At 57.4% G+C, this 20716-nt stretch carries 18 protein-coding genes; 9 read left to right on the forward strand and 9 right to left on the reverse strand.

Annotation, left to right across the window (positions count from 1 at the left end; genetic code table 11):
- Positions 1-72 precede the first annotated feature (72 nt).
- From O3306_RS19430 to gcvA, 5 genes are all read right to left on the reverse strand, one after another.
- A complete protein-coding gene (locus O3306_RS19430; protein ID WP_272010407.1) occupies positions 73-567 on the reverse strand; it encodes an NAD(P)H-binding protein in 495 nt (164 codons plus the stop codon).
- Positions 568-663: 96 nt separating this feature from the next.
- Entirely contained in the window at positions 664-1671 is a 1008-nt protein-coding gene (locus O3306_RS19435; protein WP_272010409.1) for an MBL fold metallo-hydrolase, read from the reverse strand.
- A 145-nt stretch (positions 1672-1816) separates the two neighbouring features.
- The gene (locus O3306_RS19440) at positions 1817-3178 is read right to left on the reverse strand and encodes an ISKra4 family transposase (RefSeq protein ID WP_272010411.1); all 1362 of its coding nucleotides are present in this window, start codon (positions 3176-3178) and stop codon (positions 1817-1819) included.
- 42 nt (positions 3179-3220) lie between these two features.
- On the reverse strand, positions 3221-3463 hold the full coding sequence (gene tnpB, locus O3306_RS19445; protein ID WP_272010483.1) for an IS66 family insertion sequence element accessory protein TnpB: 243 nt from the start codon (positions 3461-3463) through the stop codon (positions 3221-3223).
- Between the two features lie 173 nt (positions 3464-3636).
- Positions 3637-4554: a transcriptional regulator GcvA gene (gene gcvA, locus O3306_RS19450; protein ID WP_272010413.1), complete on the reverse strand. Its 918-nt coding sequence runs from the start codon at positions 4552-4554 to the stop codon at positions 3637-3639.
- A gap of 205 nt (positions 4555-4759) precedes the next feature.
- Here gcvA and O3306_RS19455 point away from each other — a divergent pair, with 205 nt between their 5' ends.
- From O3306_RS19455 to O3306_RS19485, 7 genes are all read left to right on the forward strand, one after another.
- Positions 4760-5977, forward strand: a complete 1218-nt coding sequence (locus O3306_RS19455; protein WP_272010415.1) for an aromatic ring-hydroxylating oxygenase subunit alpha — start codon at positions 4760-4762, stop codon at positions 5975-5977.
- Positions 5974-6390 carry a RidA family protein gene (locus O3306_RS19460; RefSeq protein ID WP_272010417.1) on the forward strand — a complete coding sequence of 139 codons (417 nt, stop codon included), beginning with the start codon at positions 5974-5976 and terminating at the stop codon, positions 6388-6390. Before O3306_RS19455 ends, O3306_RS19460 begins: the two co-directional genes overlap by 4 nt.
- A gap of 248 nt (positions 6391-6638) precedes the next feature.
- Positions 6639-8249, forward strand: coding sequence for an ABC transporter substrate-binding protein (locus O3306_RS19465; RefSeq protein WP_272010419.1), 1611 nt, complete (start codon positions 6639-6641; stop codon positions 8247-8249).
- 87 nt (positions 8250-8336) lie between these two features.
- Positions 8337-9392 (forward strand): phosphotriesterase family protein, encoded by a 1056-nt coding sequence (locus O3306_RS19470; protein WP_272010422.1) that lies wholly within the window; start codon positions 8337-8339, stop codon positions 9390-9392.
- Between the two features lie 56 nt (positions 9393-9448).
- A complete protein-coding gene (locus tag O3306_RS19475) occupies positions 9449-10441 on the forward strand; it encodes a D-2-hydroxyacid dehydrogenase (RefSeq protein WP_272010424.1) in 993 nt (330 codons plus the stop codon).
- A 4-nt stretch (positions 10442-10445) separates the two neighbouring features.
- The gene (locus tag O3306_RS19480; RefSeq protein ID WP_272010426.1) at positions 10446-11795 is read left to right on the forward strand and encodes an MFS transporter; all 1350 of its coding nucleotides are present in this window, start codon (positions 10446-10448) and stop codon (positions 11793-11795) included.
- Positions 11788-12696: a 2-hydroxy-3-oxopropionate reductase gene (locus tag O3306_RS19485; RefSeq protein ID WP_272010428.1), complete on the forward strand. Its 909-nt coding sequence runs from the start codon at positions 11788-11790 to the stop codon at positions 12694-12696. Before O3306_RS19480 ends, O3306_RS19485 begins: the two co-directional genes overlap by 8 nt.
- A gap of 230 nt (positions 12697-12926) precedes the next feature.
- Here the strand turns inward: O3306_RS19485 and O3306_RS19490 are convergent, their stop codons facing one another.
- The 4 genes from O3306_RS19490 to O3306_RS19505 form a co-directional block, all read right to left on the reverse strand.
- A complete protein-coding gene (locus O3306_RS19490; protein WP_272010430.1) occupies positions 12927-14096 on the reverse strand; it encodes a M24 family metallopeptidase in 1170 nt (389 codons plus the stop codon).
- Positions 14086-15279 carry a diaminopropionate ammonia-lyase gene (locus O3306_RS19495; RefSeq protein ID WP_272010432.1) on the reverse strand — a complete coding sequence of 398 codons (1194 nt, stop codon included), beginning with the start codon at positions 15277-15279 and terminating at the stop codon, positions 14086-14088. The genes O3306_RS19490 and O3306_RS19495 overlap by 11 nt, the downstream gene beginning before the upstream one ends.
- Complete coding sequence (locus O3306_RS19500; RefSeq protein WP_272010434.1) at positions 15276-16427, reverse strand: amidohydrolase; 1152 nt, start codon at positions 16425-16427, stop codon at positions 15276-15278. The genes O3306_RS19495 and O3306_RS19500 overlap by 4 nt, the downstream gene beginning before the upstream one ends.
- A gap of 133 nt (positions 16428-16560) precedes the next feature.
- On the reverse strand, positions 16561-17307 hold the full coding sequence (locus tag O3306_RS19505; RefSeq protein ID WP_272010436.1) for a GntR family transcriptional regulator: 747 nt from the start codon (positions 17305-17307) through the stop codon (positions 16561-16563).
- A 100-nt stretch (positions 17308-17407) separates the two neighbouring features.
- Here O3306_RS19505 and O3306_RS19510 point away from each other — a divergent pair, with 100 nt between their 5' ends.
- Positions 17408-18190 (forward strand): maleate cis-trans isomerase family protein, encoded by a 783-nt coding sequence (locus tag O3306_RS19510; protein ID WP_272010438.1) that lies wholly within the window; start codon positions 17408-17410, stop codon positions 18188-18190.
- Positions 18191-18216: 26 nt separating this feature from the next.
- Entirely contained in the window at positions 18217-20667 is a 2451-nt protein-coding gene (locus tag O3306_RS19515) for a GcvT family protein (protein WP_272010440.1), read from the forward strand.
- The last annotated feature ends 49 nt before the right edge of the window (positions 20668-20716 follow it).

A 20716-nucleotide genomic window follows, 5' to 3' on the forward strand; every position in this document is an offset into this window, starting at 1 on the left:
GAAACGAATTATCAGGGGGGTCACTTTTGGACGCCGATTACCCCAATACAGGGGTCAATCTTGCATGCCGGTTCACATTCCGGCGCTGTTGGCGATCTCACCGCGCGCCTTGTAGGTGTCGATGTATTCAATGTCCGGCTCGATGTAGATGCCGTTGCGCCCGATGGCCCAGTCAAGGCCACTGGCGCGAATGTCTGCCTCGGTCTGACGGTTGCTTTGGACGACGGGGGAAAACGCCGTGCCCTCCTCGGGGCCGATGATGCTGGTATAGACCAGCTTTTGCACACCGGCCGCGCGGGCGGCGTCGATGACGTTGCGGTGCTGCTGGATGCGCTCTTCCGGCGGGGCCATGCCCGACACGATCACCAACGCATCAACCCCTTTGAGGGAAGTTTGAAGCTGCTCCGGCTGGTCATAGTCGCCGGGGCGAAGCTCGATGCCAAGGCCGGAGACCTTGCCGGGCGTGCGGGCCAGGCCGATGACGGGGCGGCCTTGCGGCAGGGCCTTCAGTTTCTCGGCAATAGCGCGGCCAAGCTGGCCCGAAACGGCGGTGACGGCATAGGTCATGACAGTGGTCTCCTGTGTTTGCATGTCTTTCGGGATTGTCGCTTGGGTAATGGGCGCCGCGGGACAAACCCCGCGACGCCCCGTCCCTGGCGGGCGTTATGGATCCAGAACGACCAGATGCATGAACATGGTCTGGCAGTTCTCGGCCATGTTCAACTCGACGTTGCGCAGCTTGCCGGCCCAGTTCTCGATCATGTGGGTGGCACAGGCGTTCGACGCGACCTCGATCCCGTGCTTGTAGGTGAAATGCGCGGCGGATTCGTCGTAACGCCGTTCGCTTTCCATCATCACGGCGCGGTACCAGTCGCTTTGCACAACCCCCATCAGCGTCTGCTTCATGTCACCGATGAAGGCCTGATAGGTCCGCATGTGGTCCTGCGTGCCAGGAAACCTTTCGTGGCCGGTGACGACAAAATTGAAGTCGTAGCCGTTCAAAAGCAGGTCCGGCAGGCCGAAGGCAAACCAGGGATCGGTGCTTTCGCCCCAGTGGATCCAGGGCGCGGCGTCGGGGTGGAACATGTCGACCGCGAACAGGATCTTCTGCTCGGGTGCCCAGGCGATCATGTCGCTCTGGCTGTGCCAGTTGCGGTCAAGATCCTTCAGCTCCAACCGGAACCCCCCGGTTTCCAGCACATATTCATCCTCGAACACCAGATCGGGCTGCGGGCGCTTGGGATCCTGCGCTGCGGCCAGCAGATCGGCGGTTTCCTTTTCCGCGATCAGGATCGCGCTTTCCGGAAACAGGTAGGCGCCCTGGCTGTGGTCGCGGTGGTGGTGGGAATAGATAACATGCGTGATCGGCTTGTCCGTCACCTGCGGGATCACCTCAAGCACGAAGGGCGAGACATCCGGCTTTGGATCGTAAACGACGACGCCATCGTCGGTGACGAAAAACACCATGTTCTCAAAGCTGTCATGCACGAACCAGGCGTTCTCGGCGATCTGGTAGTAGCCATATCCGCTTTCGGGCAGCGTGGAATAAGCGTAGTCGCGGGTGCTGTAGGTCGATTTCACGGCCTCTGCGTCGAAACCGTCCTGCGCCTGCGCGATGCAGGGCAACAGCCCCGCCCCGACGCATAGCATGGTCTTCAGGTCTATTCTCATGTCCGGTTTTCCTTTCCGGTTGGACTGCGCGCGTTTCCGGAATGCGCAGGTTCCCCTGTTCATCCCTCCGGTTGCAGGGGCGCCGCCATACCGTGCAGTGACGCCCAAGCGGTGACGGAAGTGGGGAGTGGACAAAACATGGGGGTCATGCGGCGCGTTTTCTGTTTGCGACGGTCAGCCGACCATCGAGAACTGCGGCCCTTGTGACGGCTACTCGGTGAGCCCCTTTGGGCGACCACCGCATCCTTCTGCGCTTTCCCATGCGGGCATTGGCAATGTCATCGACTGATCCTTCGGCACGAGATGACGAGATGGGCAGCCCGTTACGGTACCGTCGGCCATAGTCGACGAGGGATTCCATGTTGTTCGCGAGATAGGTGTACAGTGTCTCGCATCTGGCCTGCACACGAGCGGCAGCGGTGCGGACAGCCAGAGGTTCTTCCGCAAGGCGGGTGCAATCGTGCATGAGCCCCTTCAGATATGTTTCCGCGACCCGTGCTCTGCCATGCCAAAGCCACCAGCGGAGGCTTTTCGCGGGGCGCTGGAACAGCACTGGAATTCCAGTGAATCCCGGTATCTGGACCAGACCCTGAACGGCGGCCTCAACATGTCGAATGCGCATCGAGATGTGCCACCAGTCGAGGATATGCTTCACCTGGCCGTCGCCACCCATGGCATTCCGTATGAGGTTCGGGAGAGCAAGCTCGCCATCAGAGATTACCGTCAACAGACGGCCCGGCTTCCATCCAAAGTCTGACAGCTCTTCTCGCATCCGGCTGCCTGGCGATGCCGTCGCATTGGCGACCAAGCCAAATCGTCGGCACATATTGCGGCTTTCAATCTTACCGACCACAAGATCCAGATGCCGCTGCTGATACTCTGGTCGACAGCGGATATGCGCACCGTCCAGAAAAACCGTCAAACCACCTTTGGGCGGTGCTTCAACGGGATCGCCTGATGCCCTACGACTTTTCTCGAGCCCAGTGGCTACTCTTCCCAACCGGTCACGTACCGTGGTGTGATGGGACGGATGGCAGGGGAGGAAACTTTTCATCAGCCGCGCGGCTTCGCGAAAGGAATGCCGGGACCCGAGTTCCGCATATAGCCGCTGCAGCTCCGGGGTAGCTCGGTCAGGAAAGAAATAGGCCAGCGGAGAAATAGGCCCGCTGGGCATCGCCGCTGACCTGGCATCACAAGAACAGCGGCGCAAGCGCGCGGCTTTGACCCGAACCCGCCCAAAGAGCGTGTCGAGATCGCGCGTGCGGTAGTCATGAATGGGACGAACCGAGGCGCAATCCGGGCATACGCGGCTTTCTCGAATGATCTCATCGACCTGGTTGTAAAGGACTACCCTCTGGATCTGTTCGACGATCCTCTTCCCATCCTCGAGGCGCAGCCCGATCCCGTCTGGACAGGTCACCCGGTAGGGTCGAGAAATGCCGTCAAGCTGATGAGTGCGCTTCTCCCCATTATCGAAGGTCGTTTCGATTGTGATCCGTACGTCCATGGCAGCCCCCCACGCAAAGAGCTTACCTTAGCACAGCCCAGATCACCGATGACGACCCCCATGTTTTGTCCACTCCCTCGTCGGCCAGGTGAACCTGCTTTCTTCCAGCCGCTTGTAGGCCATGACCAAACCGCTGTCGTCCCAGAATAAGATCTTCATTCGGTCGGCGCGCTTTGAGCGGAAGACGAAGACCGTTCCGGTGAATGGATCCTCGGCCAGCGCGGATTGAACCAAAGCCGCGAGACCATCATGGCCCTTCCGGAAGTCGACAGGCTTCGTCGCCACCAAGATCCGTACGCCCTGCGAGGCATCAGCATGGGTGCGCCTCCAGCGCGTGGACTATCTCCGCTACTCGGGCGACGGGGATGTCATGCGCGAGTTCGATCACGACAGACCCCCGATCAGGATCACTGTAAGCTGTGTCTGCGCACCACACGGGATCAGAAAAGTTTGCGACACTACCTATGGGTTTGTGTGAATGCAGCCTGCGTTCGAATCCACTCGCAAAACGAAAAGGACTGAGGAGATGCGGCGTCATCGACGGGAGTTACAATATAATAAGACCATGGGTGTTCAACATCTGCTGCGAATGGACGAACCAATCGACCCGATGCAATGTCGTCTTCAGCCAATTCGACATATCCGATGGCTATGCCAAGTCCATTAATAGCAGCCTGAATAGCCAGTCCGGGATCTTGGAAGGAGAGCCCACCACTGCAATTTATGTGAGGCAACCCCATAGCGGAGAACCATTCTTGCCACTCAGATTTGATCCCGACTCCGTAACTCACATCCGCATGAAGTAGCTTGAAATCGAGCAGTTCTTTCGGACAATTTAGCGCTTCCCTTCTTTCCAGCAATTTTGGGCTGCACACTGGTGACATGTGGATGGGCATAAGAAGTTCAGAGGATAATTTTGGCCAATTCCCGAAACCTGCGCGAATACCAACATGGAAACCATCTCGTTTGAAATCAGCTTTTTTAAGAGATGAGCTAATACGAATCTCAACATCCGGATGTTGATTTTGAAAATTCCAAAGTCGCGGAACCAGCCATTTGTTCGCAAAAGAGGGTGTGACCGTGACATTTAACACTTTTTGAGGAACATCCGACCGCGCATCATCGAGTGCCAGCGCTATTTCGTCAAAGGACGTCTTGAGCGTTGGGAATAATTTTTCTCCAGAGGTGGTTAAGAAAACCCGTCGGTTTTTCCGTTCGAATAGCTTTGTGCCAAGGCTCTCTTCGAGACCCAGAATGTGATGGCTTATTGTTGAGTGTGAGACGCATAATTCTTCAGCAGCCCGACTGAAACTTGATAATCGTGCTGCCGCTTCAAACGCACGTAATGCATTCAATTGAACTCCAAATTTTCGCATAGGCAATCCAACCTGTCGAATTATTCAACATATCGTGTCAGATCTATCTGCTTGTCGTCAAGGCGAACTTTCGGGAAGGTTCATCTGAAACTGCGACGTTTTGTACCAACCACGCTTCCGAGCACCATCCGAAGAATCGAGCATCGTAACCAGCGGCGCTTGCTTTCTCAGGGCGTGTATCTGCGGCCAACTCAAGAGGTTTGAAATGACGATAGAAGGTAATTCGATCTGGTCGAAAGCCACATACAAGGACACGAAGGGACCAATCGACCAGGCAACGACGTTGCCGCCCGAAGTGTACAAATCACAGGAATGGTACGAAAAGGAAATTGAAACAATCTTCATGAAGTCATGGCTTGTGGCCACACGTGAAGAAGAGATTCCCAACCCGGGCGATTATGTCCGTCTGGATATTATTGGCGAGCCACTGATCATTCTGCGGGATCAGGCCGGAACGATTCGCGCACTATCAGCATCTTGCCGGCATCGAGGTTCCGAACTGGTTTCGGGTAAAGGGAACTGTCGCCTGTTGGTCTGCCCGTATCATGCTTGGAGCTATTCACTGACGGGTGAGTTGAAAGCAGCCCCTTCAATGGAAGATGCCAAAGACTTCGACAAATCGGACTACAGCCTTCCAAGCATTCGTGCCGAAACCTGGGCCGGCTTTGTGTTCATCAACTTTGACAAGGACGCCAAGCCGTTGCTGGAGAGCCTTGGAGGTCTGCCGAAGCGGTTCGAAAGCTACAAGATGGAAAACATGAAGGTGACCAAGAAGTGGGAAAACACCTTCAAGGCCAACTGGAAGGTCTGGGTGGAGAATTCTCGCGAAGGGTATCACGTCCGGACTGTTCATCGCGAATCTTTGGATACCTATTATCCAGGCGCTAAAGTCAAAAAATTCCTCGCGGAGGGGGTGCCGAGCGTTTACGAGATCAACACCAGCGACAATGAAAATGGGCTGTATGTTCCCCGTGACGCGACCCTTCCATTTGTCGAAGGTCTTTCCGAACAAGACGCAGCGTGCACACATTTCGTAGTGCATTATCCGCACCTTCTGCTGAACCTGCCGCCAGATCGCATTACGTTTCACCAGTATTTTCCCGAAGGGCCAGAATGGACCCGGATCGTGACGTGGTGCTGTTTCCCCGAAAGCACCATCGAACTGGAAAACTTCGAAAGGGACGCGGAGGAGAAATATTACCCGCCAATGGAATTGTTCATCGCAGAAGACAAGGGGATCTGTGAGCTGGTCCAGCGTGGCATCGGCGGCAGAATGGCGGAGCGCGGCAGATTCTGTCCCACCGAAGAAAAAACAGTTCACGAGTTCGCATCCTACGTCGTGGACCATGTTCTGGGCGACGAGGATAAGCCGGCATCTGCGGATGAGCGAAATATCTCTGAGAAAATGGAGTTCCAATCATGACTCGGCAACGTATCTCCATCGCCAGCGTGAGCGAGCCCGAAGATGGGCGTGTGGGCTCTCAATGTCTTAAAGTTGGTGAGCAACTCTATATTTCGGGCCAGATTGCTTTCTCAAACGGTGAGTTGGTTGGCGCGGGCGATCCACTTGAACAATGCAGACAATGTTTTCGCAACATTGAGGCCTATGTCGCCGAAGCGGGCGGGACACTTGATGACGTTGTTTCACTCAACATTTTCCTGAATGACATTCGCTACCGGGAAGCCGCGATCGTCGCTCGGTCTGAGTTTTTCAGTGATCCCGGGCCCGGTGCGACTGTTGTGGGTGGTGTAGATTTCGCCTTTGAAACGCTCTTGGTCGAAATCAGCGCAATAGCCCACATTTCTAAAAATTGCTCTGACTGTGGCGGGTGCTGATTTTTCCGAGCAAAAAAAATAGCGCCCGATTAGCAACCATGGGATCGCCATGGACATGAAGAAAAAATTCGCAAATGGCTGTCAAAACAGAAGAGGAGAAAGCGACTAAATCAAAAGAAAGGAAGCTGGCTGACATCACGCATTTGCGATGAGAGTGCTGCTTCACTGACGGCTCGAATCTCCGAAAAATGTGAAACCAAATGACAAATCACAAAAGTCCAACAGCGTAGTAAAAGTGGAGAGGTACCATGACAAGGATAGATGATAAAATATTGCCAGACCGTTTAGCTGCAGCAGCCCGCGAGGGTAAGATCTCGCGCCGGTCTTTCATAAACTATTCGCTGGCAGCGGGCATGACTATGTCAACAGCAACCGGCTTATGGGGAACGGCCGCCAAAGCCACGCCAAAACGTGGCGGTATATTTCGCATAGGCCAACACGATGGTAGTTCCACTGACAGTCACGACCCCGGAACATATGTTGGATACCACACCATCATGTTGGGGCATACTCACCGCTCCTATTTGACGATGGTCAACACTGATCAGTCGCTTGGGCCCGATGTGGCAACTGAATGGTTCGCAACTCCCGACGCGAAAGAGTGGACGTTCAAACTCAACCCTAATGTCACATTCCATTCCGGCAGAAAAATGAACGCTGGTGATGTGCTTGCGTCATTGAACCATCATCGCCGCGAGACATCAACATCGGGCGCCAAAGCGCTTTTGGCAAACGTTGTGGATATTGTCGACAATGGAGATCATTCGGTAACGCTGAAGATGGATTCACCGAATGCTGATCTGCCGTGGATGATGCAGGACTATCATTTGGCCATTCTTCCTGCAAACCCGGATGGAACAGCGGATTGGCAATCAGGGGATGGCACCGGTCCCTACAAGCTGGTTGAGCACCAATTTGGCGTGGGGTCTCGTCTGGTTCGCCATGAAGAGTGGCACGGCGAAGGAGCGTATTTCGATGAGGTTCAATTCATCGTCCTAAACGATCCGAATGCGCGGCAAACCGCCCTTCTGTCCGGTGATGTTGATGCAGTTTCACAGCTGGAGAACAAAACACTTTCTCTGTTGGCGCGCAATTCCAAGGTCGAAATTGATAACGTCCCATCGGCTTCGGCGGTTACCATGCCGATGCATTGTGACAGGACGCCCTTCGATAATGTTGACGTGCGAATGGCATTGAAATTGGCCATGAATCGCAAGGAAATGATTGAAAAAGTCACGTATGGTGCGGCTACGTTAGGCAATGATTTTCATCACTCGTCAGCGATGGCATATTTTCCGTCGGATATTCCACAACGCGAGTACGATCCAGACCAGGCAAAGTTTTTCTTGAAGAAGGCTGGTGCTGAAGGTTTATCCGTCAAGCTTCACGTTTCGGATTCCGTCACAAACGGCGCAGTTGACTTGTGCGTTCTATATGCTGAACAGGCCAAAGCGGCAGGTATCAACATAAATGTAGTTCGCGAGCCCAACGATGGTTACTGGTCGAACGTTTGGCTCAAAAAGCCTTGGTGCTTGTCTTCCTGGGGGCCACGCCCAACACCGGATCTGATCTACACCTCGACGTATAAAGATGATTCATCCTGGAACGAAGCCCGTTGGAAAAACCCCAGGTTCAACGAAATCCTTACTGAAGCCAAATCTCAGTTGGACGACGTAAAACGCGCGGAAATGTATCGTGAGATGGGTATGATCGCCCGAGACGATGGCGGCACTTTGATCCCCTACTTTCCGAACTACGTTTATGGACGTCGCAGCAACGTCAGGCACAGTGGTGAACTGTCGGCCGCCTGGATGCTGGATGGTGGTCGCGCTGCGCAGCGCTGGTGGTTCGACGGGTAAGAGTATCAAACGTCAAACCCGTTAAGTTGGCACCCGGTTTCCCTTGGGTGCCAACACGTAAGTTTCCAAAAAATCGGAATAAGTCAAATGTCTAACGAAAATCGACGCGGCCTCGCCCAGACAGTTCTGGGGCTGGTAGATGGCAACGACCTCGGAGTTACGCTTGCCCATGAACATATCTATATTGACGGAACGTTCATGTTCGTGGAACCGACTGAGATCAGCCAGCGTCAGAAGGCGCACGAGAAAATATCGCTCGAGAACCGCGATTGGGTTGGCTACCACTGGACCTCCAACTGGCACAATGTCGAACTCAAGGATGAAGAGGTTGCCTTGTCGGAACTGGGTCATTTCGTGGCCGCAGGCGGCCGAACGATCGTTGACCCTACGAATATAGGCCTGGCACGCGATCCAGTAGGGCTTGCGCGTGTTTCCCGGCTCACAAACACACACGTGATCATGGGGTCCGGTTACTACATCGGCCCGACGCACCCTGATACCCTGAACGATCTCAGCGAAGATGACGTGACCAGAGAAATTATCAGGGATATCGAGGAAGGTGTTGGGGATACGGGAATCCGCGCCGGGCTTATCGGTGAGATCGGATGCACATATCCTTGGTGGGACAATGAAAAGAAGAGTTTAAGAGCCGCAACAGAGGCCCAAAAAGAGACCGGTGCCGCCTTGATGGTTCATCCGGGCCGTGAACCGGAATCGCCTATCGAAATCGCCGAGATAGTCGACAAGGCTGGTGGTGATCTTTCACGCACGATCATCTGCCATATCGACCGGACCTGCCTTGATCGTGCTTGGCTCAAGGATCTGGCGGATACGGGCGTCTATCTTGAATATGACCTGTATGGCAACGAAAGCTCGTACTATCCGCCGAACCCAAAGGTGGATATGCCGTCGGATGCGCAAAGAATGGATGCTGTTCTCTGGCATTTCGAACAGGGTTACGAGCGTCAGATTCTGTTATCCCATGACATTGCGACAAAACACAGATTACACGCCTATGGCGGTCCGGGGTATGACCATCTGATCACAAATATCATTCCACGGTTGCGCAAACGCGGGCTGTCCGAAGAACAGGTTGCGACAGTGTTCGTCGATAATCCGGCCACCGTGTTCAGCTTCGCCTGAGTGTCGCGGGTCAGCCGGTGTCCCGCACTCGTGCTTTCCCGGAAAACCTAATCACAATGGATGAGAAAATGGTGCACTTGCACATCGAAAACTGTTCGAAACTGGGTGAAATATTTGAAACCACTCAAGAGCGCCTAGACCGTGCTTTGGAGCGCCATCCCGACATCGCCAACAAAGTCAAGATCACGATGGGAACGGACGGCAAGGGCTTCAGGGACGACATGTCCACCGCGGATGCGTTGTTTTGCTGGGATTTTGAGCGTGAAAACGTAACCGAATTTGCCCCGTCACTGCGGTGGATTCACTTGCAGGGAGCGGGTGTGAACCATCTGTTGCCCCTGACTTGGGTGCCAGAGGATGTTTGCCTCACGAACAGCCGTGGCGTTCATGGTGAGCGCGCAAGCGAGTATGTCTTTATGGGCATGCTTGCGCTCAACAACCGTTTGCCGGAGATGATGACCAACCAGCGCAAGGCAAAATGGGAAAAGCTTCACAGTAGCCGGATTCGAGGCAAAACGGTCTTGATTTATGGCGTCGGTCACGTGGGGGGGGACGTTGCCAGAATTGCCAGAAGTTTCGGACTTCGCGTGATCGGTATTCGAAGAACGGGTAAGGATCATGAATATGTGGATGACATGTACCAACCACAGGATCTTGCCAAATTGCTGCCATTGGCTGACTTCATCGTTGTTACTGCCCCCCACACCCCGTCAACTGAACGTGTATTTGGCCAAGACGCCTTTGACCTGATGAAAACCGGGGCAGGTTTCGTGAATTACAGCCGCGCGGATCTGGTTGACTACGCGGCCTTGCAGCGGGTTTTGGAGGCGGGAAAGATCAGTGCGGTTGTCGATGTCTTTGATCAGGAACCCCTGCCTGAAACATCACCCTTGTGGCAAACACCAAATCTGATCATCACGCCACATTCATCGTCGAATGATCCCGATCATCACGCAGATCGAAGTCTGGACCTCTTGTTTGAAAATCTCGGCCGGTTCATTGACGGCCGGGAACTGAAAAACACGGTCGACCTGGACCAGCAATATTAGGGAAATGTCAGAGTTCGAGAGCCGTTGGCACTCGGGTCTCTCATTCCCGCATTTGGCAATGAAAAGAATGACATCTCAATGTAAGGTCCGCGTGGCTAAGCGAACCCGGTATCCCCTTTTGCTATCCGGCGTTGTCATCAACTTTCTTATGGGTGTCATGTACGGCTGGGGCATTCTACTTGCACCGTTGGAAGGTTTTCTGGATCTCCCCCGCTCTGCGTTGAGCATCGTGCCGGGGATAGGGCTGATGTGCTTTACCTTGGGGGTTTATGTCCACGACCCAATCGCGCGACGGATGTCACCTTCTGTTCTGGCGCCACTGGTCGTTCTGGTCGCGGGGGCAGGCCACTTTCTGTTTTTCCTGCTTCCCGGATATATGAGTTTGTTGCTGGGTCCGGGCGTCATCTTTGGCACAGCGGCGGGTATTGGTTACGGCCTTTCAATTGCCTATGCACAGGCGGCCTACCGGAAAAACGAAGGTTTAGCGGTGGGCATAGTGGTGGCGTCTTTCGCTGCAAGCGGAATGGCATTGTCAGCGGTCGCGGTAACCACGGGGATTTCCCAAGCTCAGATTCCAAATCTGTTTGGGATACTCGCGTTGATCTATCTCGTCGTATCCCCGTTACTTTGGAAGTTGCTGAACACAGAAGACGCCAGAGTTGACCAAAATTGGAAAGACCCAGCTGGAAGTCGCATAGCTATGGGCAAGCCATTCTTGGGTTTTGGCATCGCTTTTTTTGCATTTTGCTACATTGGGCTCATGATCATGAGCCACGGCGTTGCCATCTTGCGCGAGCTCGGGGCCGCAGACCATCTCTCGGTATTGGCACCTTTTGTGCTCAACTCGGGTTACCTGGTCGGCGCGCTGCTGGGCGGAGTTTTCGTAGAACGCAGCTCCCCAAAAATGGCACCCATGATTGGCTTGAGTGTTCTTCTTCTGGGCCTGCTGGCATTGAATGCCGGTTTTCCGGTTGGCGTTTGGATTGTTGCAATCCTTGTACTGGGGGTGGGTTTCGGATCGACGGTGACAATGTTTGTTACTCTCTTGGCGCACCGCTACGGCAGCGCGAATGCCGGTTTTTTGTTTGGACGGCTAAATGTGGGGTACGGGCTAGCTGGTCTTACGGCGCCGTCAATTACGGGGCTGCTGTATGATTTCGGCGGCAGTTACAGATTGCCAATCCTTGCAGGCGCAACGTTCGGAGCGTTGGGGCTGTTCGCGCTGTTTGCAAGTCGGTCTTCGGACAAGGCCACAGTCTCTGAAGCAGCCGGGGAAAGCATTTCGCCTGCGGTTCACGACACGGAAAAAACCAAAGAAACGCGACACATCACAGGAGCAAACCGCAATGAGTAAGATTGGATTTATCGGATTGGGGATAATGGGAGCGCAGATGGCGGGGCACCTTATTGACGCAGGTCATGAGCTCCACAGCACAGTCCATAACACGCCGGCCCCAACATGGCTGGTAGAGCGCGGGCTGGTACTGCACCCAAGCGCTAGGGAAGTGACCGAGAATTCGGACATCATCATCACCATGCTTCCAGACACCCCGCAGGTCGAAGAGGTTCTGGTAGGAGCGGACGGCATCGGCAATGCCACGCTAAAGGGTAAGCTGATCATTGATATGAGCTCCATTTCTCCCGTTGCGACTGCTGATATTGCGGCACAGCTTGAAAAGTTGGGCTGCGATTTTGTTGATGCGCCGGTATCGGGCGGAGAAGTTGGCGCTAAAAACGCGACTTTGAGCATTATGTGCGGAGGCTCTGACAAAGCCTTTTCCCGGGCGCTACCGTTGTTCGAGATTATGGGAAAAAATATCACGCATGTGGGGGCCGCCGGGACAGGCCAGACGGCAAAGGTGGCCAACCAGATAATTGTTGCGCTGAATATCCAGGCAGTGGCCGAAGCCTTGGTTTTCGCCTCCAAGGCGGGTGCGGATCCCCGGCGGGTGCGCGAGGCATTGATGGGTGGTTTCGCATCTTCGAAAATACTTGAGGTCCACGGAGAACGTATGATCGACCGGACGTTTGATCCGGGATTTCGGATCAAACTCCATCACAAGGACCTGAGACTGGCACTTTCCAGCGCTCAGGACATCAGTGTTTCTCTGCCAAATACCGCCAGTTGCCACCAATTGATGAATGCGTGCTTGGCTCAAGGACTGGGCGATACAGACCATTCTGCCCTGGTCAGAATTATCGAACTTCTTTCAGATCATCAGATCGATGGTGCGAATGGATCACAACAGCCTTAAACGGTTGTTATCATGTTAACTTATTGCAACCATCTCAAGTGCAGCGAGCGTCAATCAGGCGACGCTTGCTGCGCTCTCCAAGCGTCGAATGCTTCCAGTCGGTGATAACGAGTTGTGAGGGCTGCGGGTGGTACTACAATGAAGAACGGCCACACAGTGCGAGCGGCGACAACGCTTCGATAGCACAGTATGTAACAAAAACAGGGGCAGATTTGTTGCCCCCGCTATTTTCAAATAACAGGCAGTTCGGGAGCGGCGCGTGTGGTCAAGAGGCCGCCACCTTCTGGAGTTACGACGATGTTTTCTTCATGAACCATCATCATCCCATCCCCATAGGACAGTGAGGGTTCCAGGGTCAGCACCATGTTCTCCTGCAGCACCGTGCCGACGCCTGCCATGTGCGAGGGCTGTTCAGTCAGTTGCATGCCCAGCCCGTGACCCAGCCGGCCGATATCGCCGCCGCTGTCGTCCAGTTCGGAAATGACCGCAGACATCGCGGAAAACAGGTCGTGACAGGTATTGCCCGGTCGCGCGGCTTCGAGCCCGGCCTCGGTGGCGCGCCACAGCACGTCATAAGCGCGTCGGGCGCTGTCATCAGCGCGGCCGATGGCCCAGTTCCGGTCGAAATCACAGAAATAGCCATCCCAGACACAGCCGGTGTCGAGCATCAGCACGTCGCCTGCGGTCAGCGGACGGCGTGAGGGCGGCGAGATACAGTCGGCATAGCCGCCCTGATCCGCCGCGCCGACCACATAGGGGGCGTCATCCGCGCCCTGTGCCAGCGCCTCGCGGCGGAAGCGGCGGAACAGCTCCTCGAACGGAAGGCCCAGGCTCACCATCTCGGGGACACGTTCGAAGGTGGCCGAGCCGATGGCGCAGATATGGGCGAGCTTTTCGATCTCGACCGGTGACTTGACCATGCGGAGCCCCTGAACGAGCCCGGTGGCATCTGCGATCTCGAGCCCGGGCAGGGCTGCGATCAGCCACTCCCAGTCGCCCAGTGGCATCCGCAGCAGCGTTTCATGCCCCTTGAGCACACCCAATCGGGATTTGGCGCGGGCGAGCGGCATCAGCAGCTCTGTCAGCAGGCTGACGCCGTCATCCTCGGGCACAGGGGCCGACCAGGTTCGCACGTCATCGAGCCATGAGCGCCGCATCAGTTCGGCGCCGATTTCCGGGATGACGGCCACGGGTTTGCCCTCGGCCGGCACAAAGACGAACCACGGCCGGGTCGGGCTCTGCCAGAAGAGGGTCTGGAAGCCGGTGAAATACCGCACCTCGGGTTCGGTCATCAGCAGCATGCCGTCGAGGCCGTCCCTGGCCATCAGCGCCTGGGCGCGTTTGGTCCTTGCCTCGAATTCCTCGTTGGGAAACCCTCTGTCGAGAGTATTAGGCTGCATCTCGCCCCTCCATGATCATCTTGAAGATCGCCGGGTCGGTGACCCCTTCGGAGCCGATCAATAGCACCCGGGAGGTGCCGTCGAGCCCCAGCTTCTCCGACAAGGCTGGATCCTGGCGCGAAGCGATCAGCGCCGCAAGCCCGGCCACTGCGCTTTCACCGGCTTCGATGGGCGTGTCACCACCCAGCGGACGCGCCAGCAGCCGCACGCTGGGTGCGACGAGAACCTCGGGGATGGTGAGAAAATCGCTGGCCTCTTCGGCGAGGATTTCCCATGCCATTTCGGAAGGCTCGCCGCAGGACAGCCCTGCCATGAGCGTTTCCTGCGCGATGGTGAAGTTGGTGGCCTTGCCGGTTTTGGCGCTCTCAAAGAGGCAGGCGGCGAGCTCGGGCTCGACGATGACCACGCGCGGGGACGCATCGCCCCAATATTGGCGCAGGCCTGCCACGACACCGGCAGCCAGGCCGCCGACGCCGCCCTGAAGGAACACATGGGTCGGGGCGTCGTCCAGCGACTCGCAGATTTCCTGAACCATGACGCCATATCCCGCCATCACGTCGCGCGGTGGCATCGAATAGCCGGGCCAGGAGGTGTCGGAGACCACGAACCAGTTGTTCGCCTCGGCTTCGGTTTTGGCCAGCAGAACGGATTCGTCATAATCGCCCTTGATGCGAATGACCTCGGCCCCCAACTCGCGCATGGCCTCGGCGCGGCCTTCGCTGACCTCGGCGTGAATGTAGATCCGGCAGGGGGCGCCAAATCGCTGGCAGCCCCAGGCCAGGGACCGGCCGTGATTGCCGTCGGTGGCGGAAACGAGGGTGATCTCGGCGCAATCGCTGGCGTGTTTGCCATTGCGAATATCGGCCAGCGGCACTTCGCGGCCGAGCTTGGCCGAGATTTCGCGCTGCAGGACGCGTAGCGCAGCGTAGGAGCCACCGAGCGCCTTGAAGCTGCCCAGGCCAAAGCGCGGGCCTTCGTGTTTGTAGAAGATCTCTGCGACGTCCACCTCCTGCGCAAGCGCGCCCAGCGAGACCAGTGGGGTCGGCTCGTAGCCGTCCCATTGGGTGATCTCGTCACGCGCGGTGGCGAAATCCTCGCGCGAGAGCACGCGTTCGGGGGCATTGCCGGTCTTGCGGGTGGCGGCCACATGGGCCACGCCGCCGCGGGGTAGGAGATTTGTCATGCTTGGTCCTTTCGATGGGGCAGGCGGCTCCGTACCAGATCGGCCCAAAAGGCCGCGCCTACGGGCAGGAGCGCGTCGTTGAAATCGTAATCCGCGGCGTGCAGCGGTTGGCCGTGGGGGCCGGTGTCACCATTGCCTAGCAGAATGAAACAGCCAGGCACTGCGTTGGCGAAATGGGCGAAATCCTCGGAAAAGCTCATCGGGGGGCGATCAGGGATCGTGTCCAACCCGCTGGCGCGGGCGGTTTCGATCACTGCCTCGGTCGGCCCGTCAGCGTTGATCACCTCGACGAATTCAGTGTTGAAGCTCATCGTGGCCTTGACGCCATGGGTCGCGGCGACGCCGTCGACGATCTGGCGCATGAATCTCTCGATCGCCTGGCGGTCTTCGGGCAGACGGGCGCGCACATCGCCCTTGAGCGTGGCGCGACCCGGCAGGACATTGCGCTGTCCGTCGGTAAGGAACTCGGTCACCGAGACGACGGCCCCGGCCCCCGGGGCGAGCTTGCGCGAGACGATGGTCTGAAGGGCGAGCACCATTTCGGCACCGACGGTGATCGCATCGACACCCACATGCGGCATGGAGGCATGGCCGCCCTGACCGGCGATCTCGATTTCGAAAAGGCTCTCGCTGGCGCAGATTTGGCCTTTGCGGGTCGAGAGCTGACCGAGCGGGGCGCCGGGCAGGTTGTGGATGCCGTAAACCTCTTCGATGGGGAAGCGATCGAGGAAACCCTCCTCGAGCATCGCTCGGGCACCCAGCCCGTGTTCCTCATTGGGCTGAAAGATGAAAACGACGGTGCCGTCTAAATCCCGTGTTTCAGCGAGCAGTTCGGCGGCGCCAAGGAGCATGGCCATATGGCCGTCATGGCCGCAGGCATGCATCACACCGGCGGTTTGCGAGACATAGTCATGGGTGCTCGCTTCGGTGATCGGTAGCGCGTCCATGTCAGCGCGTAACCCGATAGCGCGGTTGCCGCTCCCGGCGCGCAGGATACCGACGACGCCGCGCCCCTCGTGCACTTCGAGCCCAAGGTCGCGCAGCAATTCAGCGACCCGTGATTTGGTGCGATCCTCCTGAAAGCCCAATTCGGGATGGCGATGGAAATCGCGGCGGAGTGCAGTCAGTTTGGTAGGGAAATCGGCCATTGCGCACCTCCTGGAGTGTTCGGCATCAAGATAGTCACAGCGAGCGTTATTTTGCGTCAAAGTTTACAATAAGTGAGATGTTTTCAGTCTGCTTTAGTTGAATTTGTGATCTTTTTCGGAAGGCATCTGCGGATTAGACCGGTTCGCCCACGATTGCCTGGGCAGAGAATTCGGCCAGTTCACCGCGCCAGATCTGCGACCCAAAACAAAAGGCGCTCCCGTCGCCGTCGCGGATCACCTGTTCCAGCGCGATACCGGGATGATAGGGGGCAAGCCCCAGCAGACTGGCCTCATCGGGCTGCATGGCGCGCATCCGGATGGTTATGTCGCCGGTGCGGGGCGAGATCCCGTAGTGCTGCTCCAAGAGCCGGGTGCTGGACTGCCGCAGGTCGTGTGTCAGGAGATCCGGAAAGCGGCTTGCGAGCACATATTCCGTTTCGATAAAGGCCGCATGGCCTTCGGTGCGAAAGAGCCGTGTGTACCGATGCAGGGCGGTTGCTTCGGGCAGTTCGAGCGCCCGAGCAAGCCGCGCGTCGGCAGGGATCGTGCCTTGCGACACCAGCTCTATTTCGAGCGCATCGCCACGGGCCTGGGCCTTGGCTGCGAAACTTACCATGTCTGAGATGTTGTAGATGATGCGCTTGGGCGACACGAAGCGCCCCTTGCGGTCTTCGCGATAGCTCAGCCCTTCCGCATCCAGAGCCTCCAGGGCGCGGCGGGCGGTCATCCTGCTGACATCGAAACTTTCGGCGAGCGACCGTTCCGAAGGTAGCGGTGTATGGGCCGTTAGCTCGCCTTTGAGAACCCTGTCGCGCAGGTGATCGACGATCTGCCGGAATATCGGTGTCTCGGCGGTAGTGTCTGCGGGATGCTGCGGCATAGACGATAACCTCGAAGTTTTCTTTGACTAACACGATTGCTGGTATATACCAAGAATCTATCTGGTATATACCAGACTCGTTTCAGGTGAGTCATCAAAGATGAACGACGCGCAACATATTGAAACTTTGGAGTTTGAGACCGATGAGGGGCTCGGATCAAAGGCCCGAATCGGGCTGATCGTGCTGCAGACGGATCAGACGATAGAGCATGAGCTGTCCGGGTTGCTGCGGGGCGAGGGGGTCGCGCTCTACCACGCGCGGATCCCGAACGACACGGAGGTGACGCCCGAGACATTGCGCCGGATGGAGCAGGACTTGCCAGCGGCCGCGGGGTTGCTGCCGGAGAACTTCGTCTTTGACGCCATCGGCTATGGCTGCACCTCCGGGGCTACGATGATCGGCGAAGAGCGCGTGGCCGAAATCCTGCGCGAGGTTCATCCCGCAGCACAGACCAGCAATCCGCTGAGCGCCTGCAAGGCGGCTCTGGCAGCTCTAGGGCTGCAGCGGATCGCACTGATCACGCCCTACGCCCCTGAAGTCACGCGCGAGATGCAGGATAATCTGCAAGCGGTCGGGATCGAGATCAACGCGGTGGCCACCTTTGACCAGAGCGACGATTTCGTTGTGGCGCGGATCACCTCGGCGGCGATCCGCGAGGCGATCCTTACCATCGGCGCGCGCGACGATTGCGACGCGGTCTTTGTCTCCTGCACCAGCCTGCGCGCGCTGCCGGTGATCGCCGAGGCCGAGGCGCAATTGGGTAAGCCGGTCCTGTCAAGCAACCAGGTGCTGGGATGGCACCTGGCGCGGCTGGCCGGGCTGACCGCCGACCGGCCCGACGCCGGCCAACTATTCAAGACACATCTGGTCACACATAGCTGACCGAAATTCTGCAAGGGCACTCTGGCATGGCTAAACAAATTCCCTCTCACGCGCAGGTCGTCATCATCGGCGGCGGCATTCACGGCTGTTCAGTGGCCTACCACCTTGCGAAAGAGGGCTGGAAGGACGTGGTTCTCCTTGAACGCAAACAGCTAACGTCGGGCACAACCTGGCATGCAGCCGGTCTTGTCGGCCAGTTGCAGGGCAGCCATGCCACCACTACCTTTGCCAAATACGGTATCGAGCTGCTGGAGGAGATCGAAGCTGAGACCGGCCAGAACCCGGGCTATCGCCGCTCGGGGTCGATTTCGATTGCGGTGAATGATGAGCGTCACGCCGAGTTGAAGCGCAAGGCGGATTTTGCCCGGCTGTTCGGCATAGAGGCTCATGCCATGACGACAGAGGAAATCCGCGAACGCTGGCCGCTGATGAACCCGGAGAGGGTGCTCGGCGGGATCTACATGCCGAGCGATGGCTCTGCGAACCCGATCGATCTGACCACGGCGCTCGCCAAGGGCGCGCGGATGCATGGCGCACAGATTTTTGAACATATCAAGGTTGAAGAGGTGCTACTCGAGAATGGCAAGGCGGCAGGCGTGCGCACCAGCAAGGGCACCATTCGCGCCGATGTCGTGGTCAACTGCGGTGGCATGTGGGCCCGCGATCTGGGTCGGCAGAGCGGGGTCGGCGTACCGATCCATGCCTGCGAGCACTATTACCTCGTGACCGAGGCGATCCCGGATCTGCCCGCCGATCTGCCGGTTCTGCGGTCCTATTGCGATGGCACCTATTGGAAGGAAGATGCCGGCAAGCTGTTGTTCGGATTTGCCCATTTCCATGCCAAGGCCTGGGCCAAGGACGGCATTCCCGAGGAATTCGAGTTCGACAGCCTGCCCTTTGTCGAAGATGACGTGATGGATGTGCTCGAACTGGCGATGAACCGGGTTCCCCTGTTGCAGGAGACCGGAATCCGCACCTTCTTTAACGGTCCCGAGAGCTATTCCTACGATGGCCGGTTCACCCTCGGGCAGGCGCCGGATATCAACAATTACTATGTTCTGGCCGGGGTCAATTCGACCGGCATTCAGTCCGGCCCCGGCGCCGGGCGGGCGCTGGCGCAGTGGATCATGAAGGGGCATCCGCCGATCGACCTGTCGGAGATGGACCCGGCGCGCTGCGAGGAATTCCAGGCGCGCGATCCCTATCTGCGCGAACGCTGCCCCGAGACGCTCGTTCTCACATATGCGATGCATTGGCCGAACCGCCAGCGCGAGACCGCGCGCAACCTGCGCCGGACTCCGTTTCACCACGCGCTCAAGGCGCGCGGCGCCTGTTTCGCGGAGGCGCAGGGCTGGGAACGTCCCGGTTGGTTCGCGCGCGAGGAAATGACACCCGAGTATGAATACAGTTTCTATCGCCAGAATTGGTTTGACTGCGCGCAGGAAGAGCAAAAAGCCGCCCGCGAAGCGGTGGCGATGATCGACTATTCCATGCTGGGCAAGCTGATGGTCGAGGGCCGGGATGCCGAAAGTTTCCTCCAGCGGGTTTGCACCAATGATATGGCGATGCCGGTGGGCAAGGTGGCCTATACGCTGATGCTGAATGCGCGTGGCGGTATCGAGAGCGACGTGACTGTGGCCCGCCATGGCGACGATGCCTTTATGGTGATGAGCTCGATTTCGCATACCCGCCGCGATTATTTACACCTGCGGGATCAGATCGCCGAGGGCGAGGATGTGCGGTTGCGCGACGTGACATCTGCCTATGGGGTTCTCGGCTTGATGGGGCCGAAGAGCCGGGAGGTCTTGGCCGAGGTGTCGGATATCGACCTGTCAAACGAGGCTTTTCCGTTCAACAGCCTGCAGCGGTTCTACGTCGGTCATGCGGAGGTTTTTGCGCAGCGCCTGTCTTATTCTGGCGAACTCGGCTGGGAGATATTCGTGACCCCGGATTTCGCCGAACATGTATTCGAGGTGCTGGAGGCGGCTGGCAAGAAGCATGGGCTTCGCCTCATCGGTGGCGAGGCGCTCAATGCGTTGCGGATCGAAAAGGGCTTTGTCCATTGGGGGCACGACATGGCCTATACCGAGGCACCGCATCAGATCGGCCTGAGCTTTGCGTGCAAGCCGAAGAAAAGCATCCCCTTTATCGGACGTAATGCCTATCTGGCGCGCAAGGAAGAGAACAAGGGCCCGTTCCTGCTCTATCTCAAGCTCGACGAGCCCGAGCCCCTCTTGCATCACAATGAGCCGGTTCTGCGCGACGGGCAGGTGGCGGGCTATGTGACCGCCGGGGCCTATGGCGCGACGATTGGCTCGGCGGTCGGGCTTTGCCTGATCTCACCTGCAGATGGCTCGAATGGGAAAGCCGGGTTGGCCGAAGGGCAGTACAGCGTTCTGGTCGAGGGGCGCGAGGTCCCGGCCACTGTCAGTCTCCAGCCGTTCTACGATCCGAAGAACGCGCGGATGCTGGGATGAAGAGACGGTGGTCAGCGGGGCGGGCAGCCTATGCCTGCCGACCGCTGGC

It is taken from the genome of Roseovarius sp. ZX-A-9 (assembly GCF_028369135.1).
Taxonomy (GTDB): domain Bacteria; phylum Pseudomonadota; class Alphaproteobacteria; order Rhodobacterales; family Rhodobacteraceae; genus Roseovarius.

Bases quoted from the DNA above. Each gene is read 5' to 3' on its own strand.
- O3306_RS19430 (WP_272010407.1), bottom strand. From the start codon at position 567: ATGACCTATGCCGTCACCGCCGTTTCGGGCCAGCTTGGCCGCGCTATT.
- O3306_RS19435 (WP_272010409.1), bottom strand. From the start codon at position 1,671: ATGAGAATAGACCTGAAGACCATGCTATGCGTCGGGGCGGGGCTGTTG.
- O3306_RS19440 (WP_272010411.1), bottom strand. From the start codon at position 3,178: ATGGACGTACGGATCACAATCGAAACGACCTTCGATAATGGGGAGAAG.
- gcvA (WP_272010413.1), bottom strand. From the start codon at position 4,554: ATGCGAAAATTTGGAGTTCAATTGAATGCATTACGTGCGTTTGAAGCG.
- O3306_RS19455 (WP_272010415.1), top strand. From the start codon at position 4,760: ATGACGATAGAAGGTAATTCGATCTGGTCGAAAGCCACATACAAGGAC.
- O3306_RS19460 (WP_272010417.1), top strand. From the start codon at position 5,974: ATGACTCGGCAACGTATCTCCATCGCCAGCGTGAGCGAGCCCGAAGAT.
- O3306_RS19465 (WP_272010419.1), top strand. From the start codon at position 6,639: ATGACAAGGATAGATGATAAAATATTGCCAGACCGTTTAGCTGCAGCA.
- O3306_RS19470 (WP_272010422.1), top strand. From the start codon at position 8,337: ATGTCTAACGAAAATCGACGCGGCCTCGCCCAGACAGTTCTGGGGCTG.
- O3306_RS19475 (WP_272010424.1), top strand. From the start codon at position 9,449: ATGGATGAGAAAATGGTGCACTTGCACATCGAAAACTGTTCGAAACTG.
- O3306_RS19480 (WP_272010426.1), top strand. From the start codon at position 10,446: ATGTCAGAGTTCGAGAGCCGTTGGCACTCGGGTCTCTCATTCCCGCAT.
- O3306_RS19485 (WP_272010428.1), top strand. From the start codon at position 11,788: ATGAGTAAGATTGGATTTATCGGATTGGGGATAATGGGAGCGCAGATG.
- O3306_RS19490 (WP_272010430.1), bottom strand. From the start codon at position 14,096: ATGCAGCCTAATACTCTCGACAGAGGGTTTCCCAACGAGGAATTCGAG.
- O3306_RS19495 (WP_272010432.1), bottom strand. From the start codon at position 15,279: ATGACAAATCTCCTACCCCGCGGCGGCGTGGCCCATGTGGCCGCCACC.
- O3306_RS19500 (WP_272010434.1), bottom strand. From the start codon at position 16,427: ATGGCCGATTTCCCTACCAAACTGACTGCACTCCGCCGCGATTTCCAT.
- O3306_RS19505 (WP_272010436.1), bottom strand. From the start codon at position 17,307: ATGCCGCAGCATCCCGCAGACACTACCGCCGAGACACCGATATTCCGG.
- O3306_RS19510 (WP_272010438.1), top strand. From the start codon at position 17,408: ATGAACGACGCGCAACATATTGAAACTTTGGAGTTTGAGACCGATGAG.
- O3306_RS19515 (WP_272010440.1), top strand. From the start codon at position 18,217: ATGGCTAAACAAATTCCCTCTCACGCGCAGGTCGTCATCATCGGCGGC.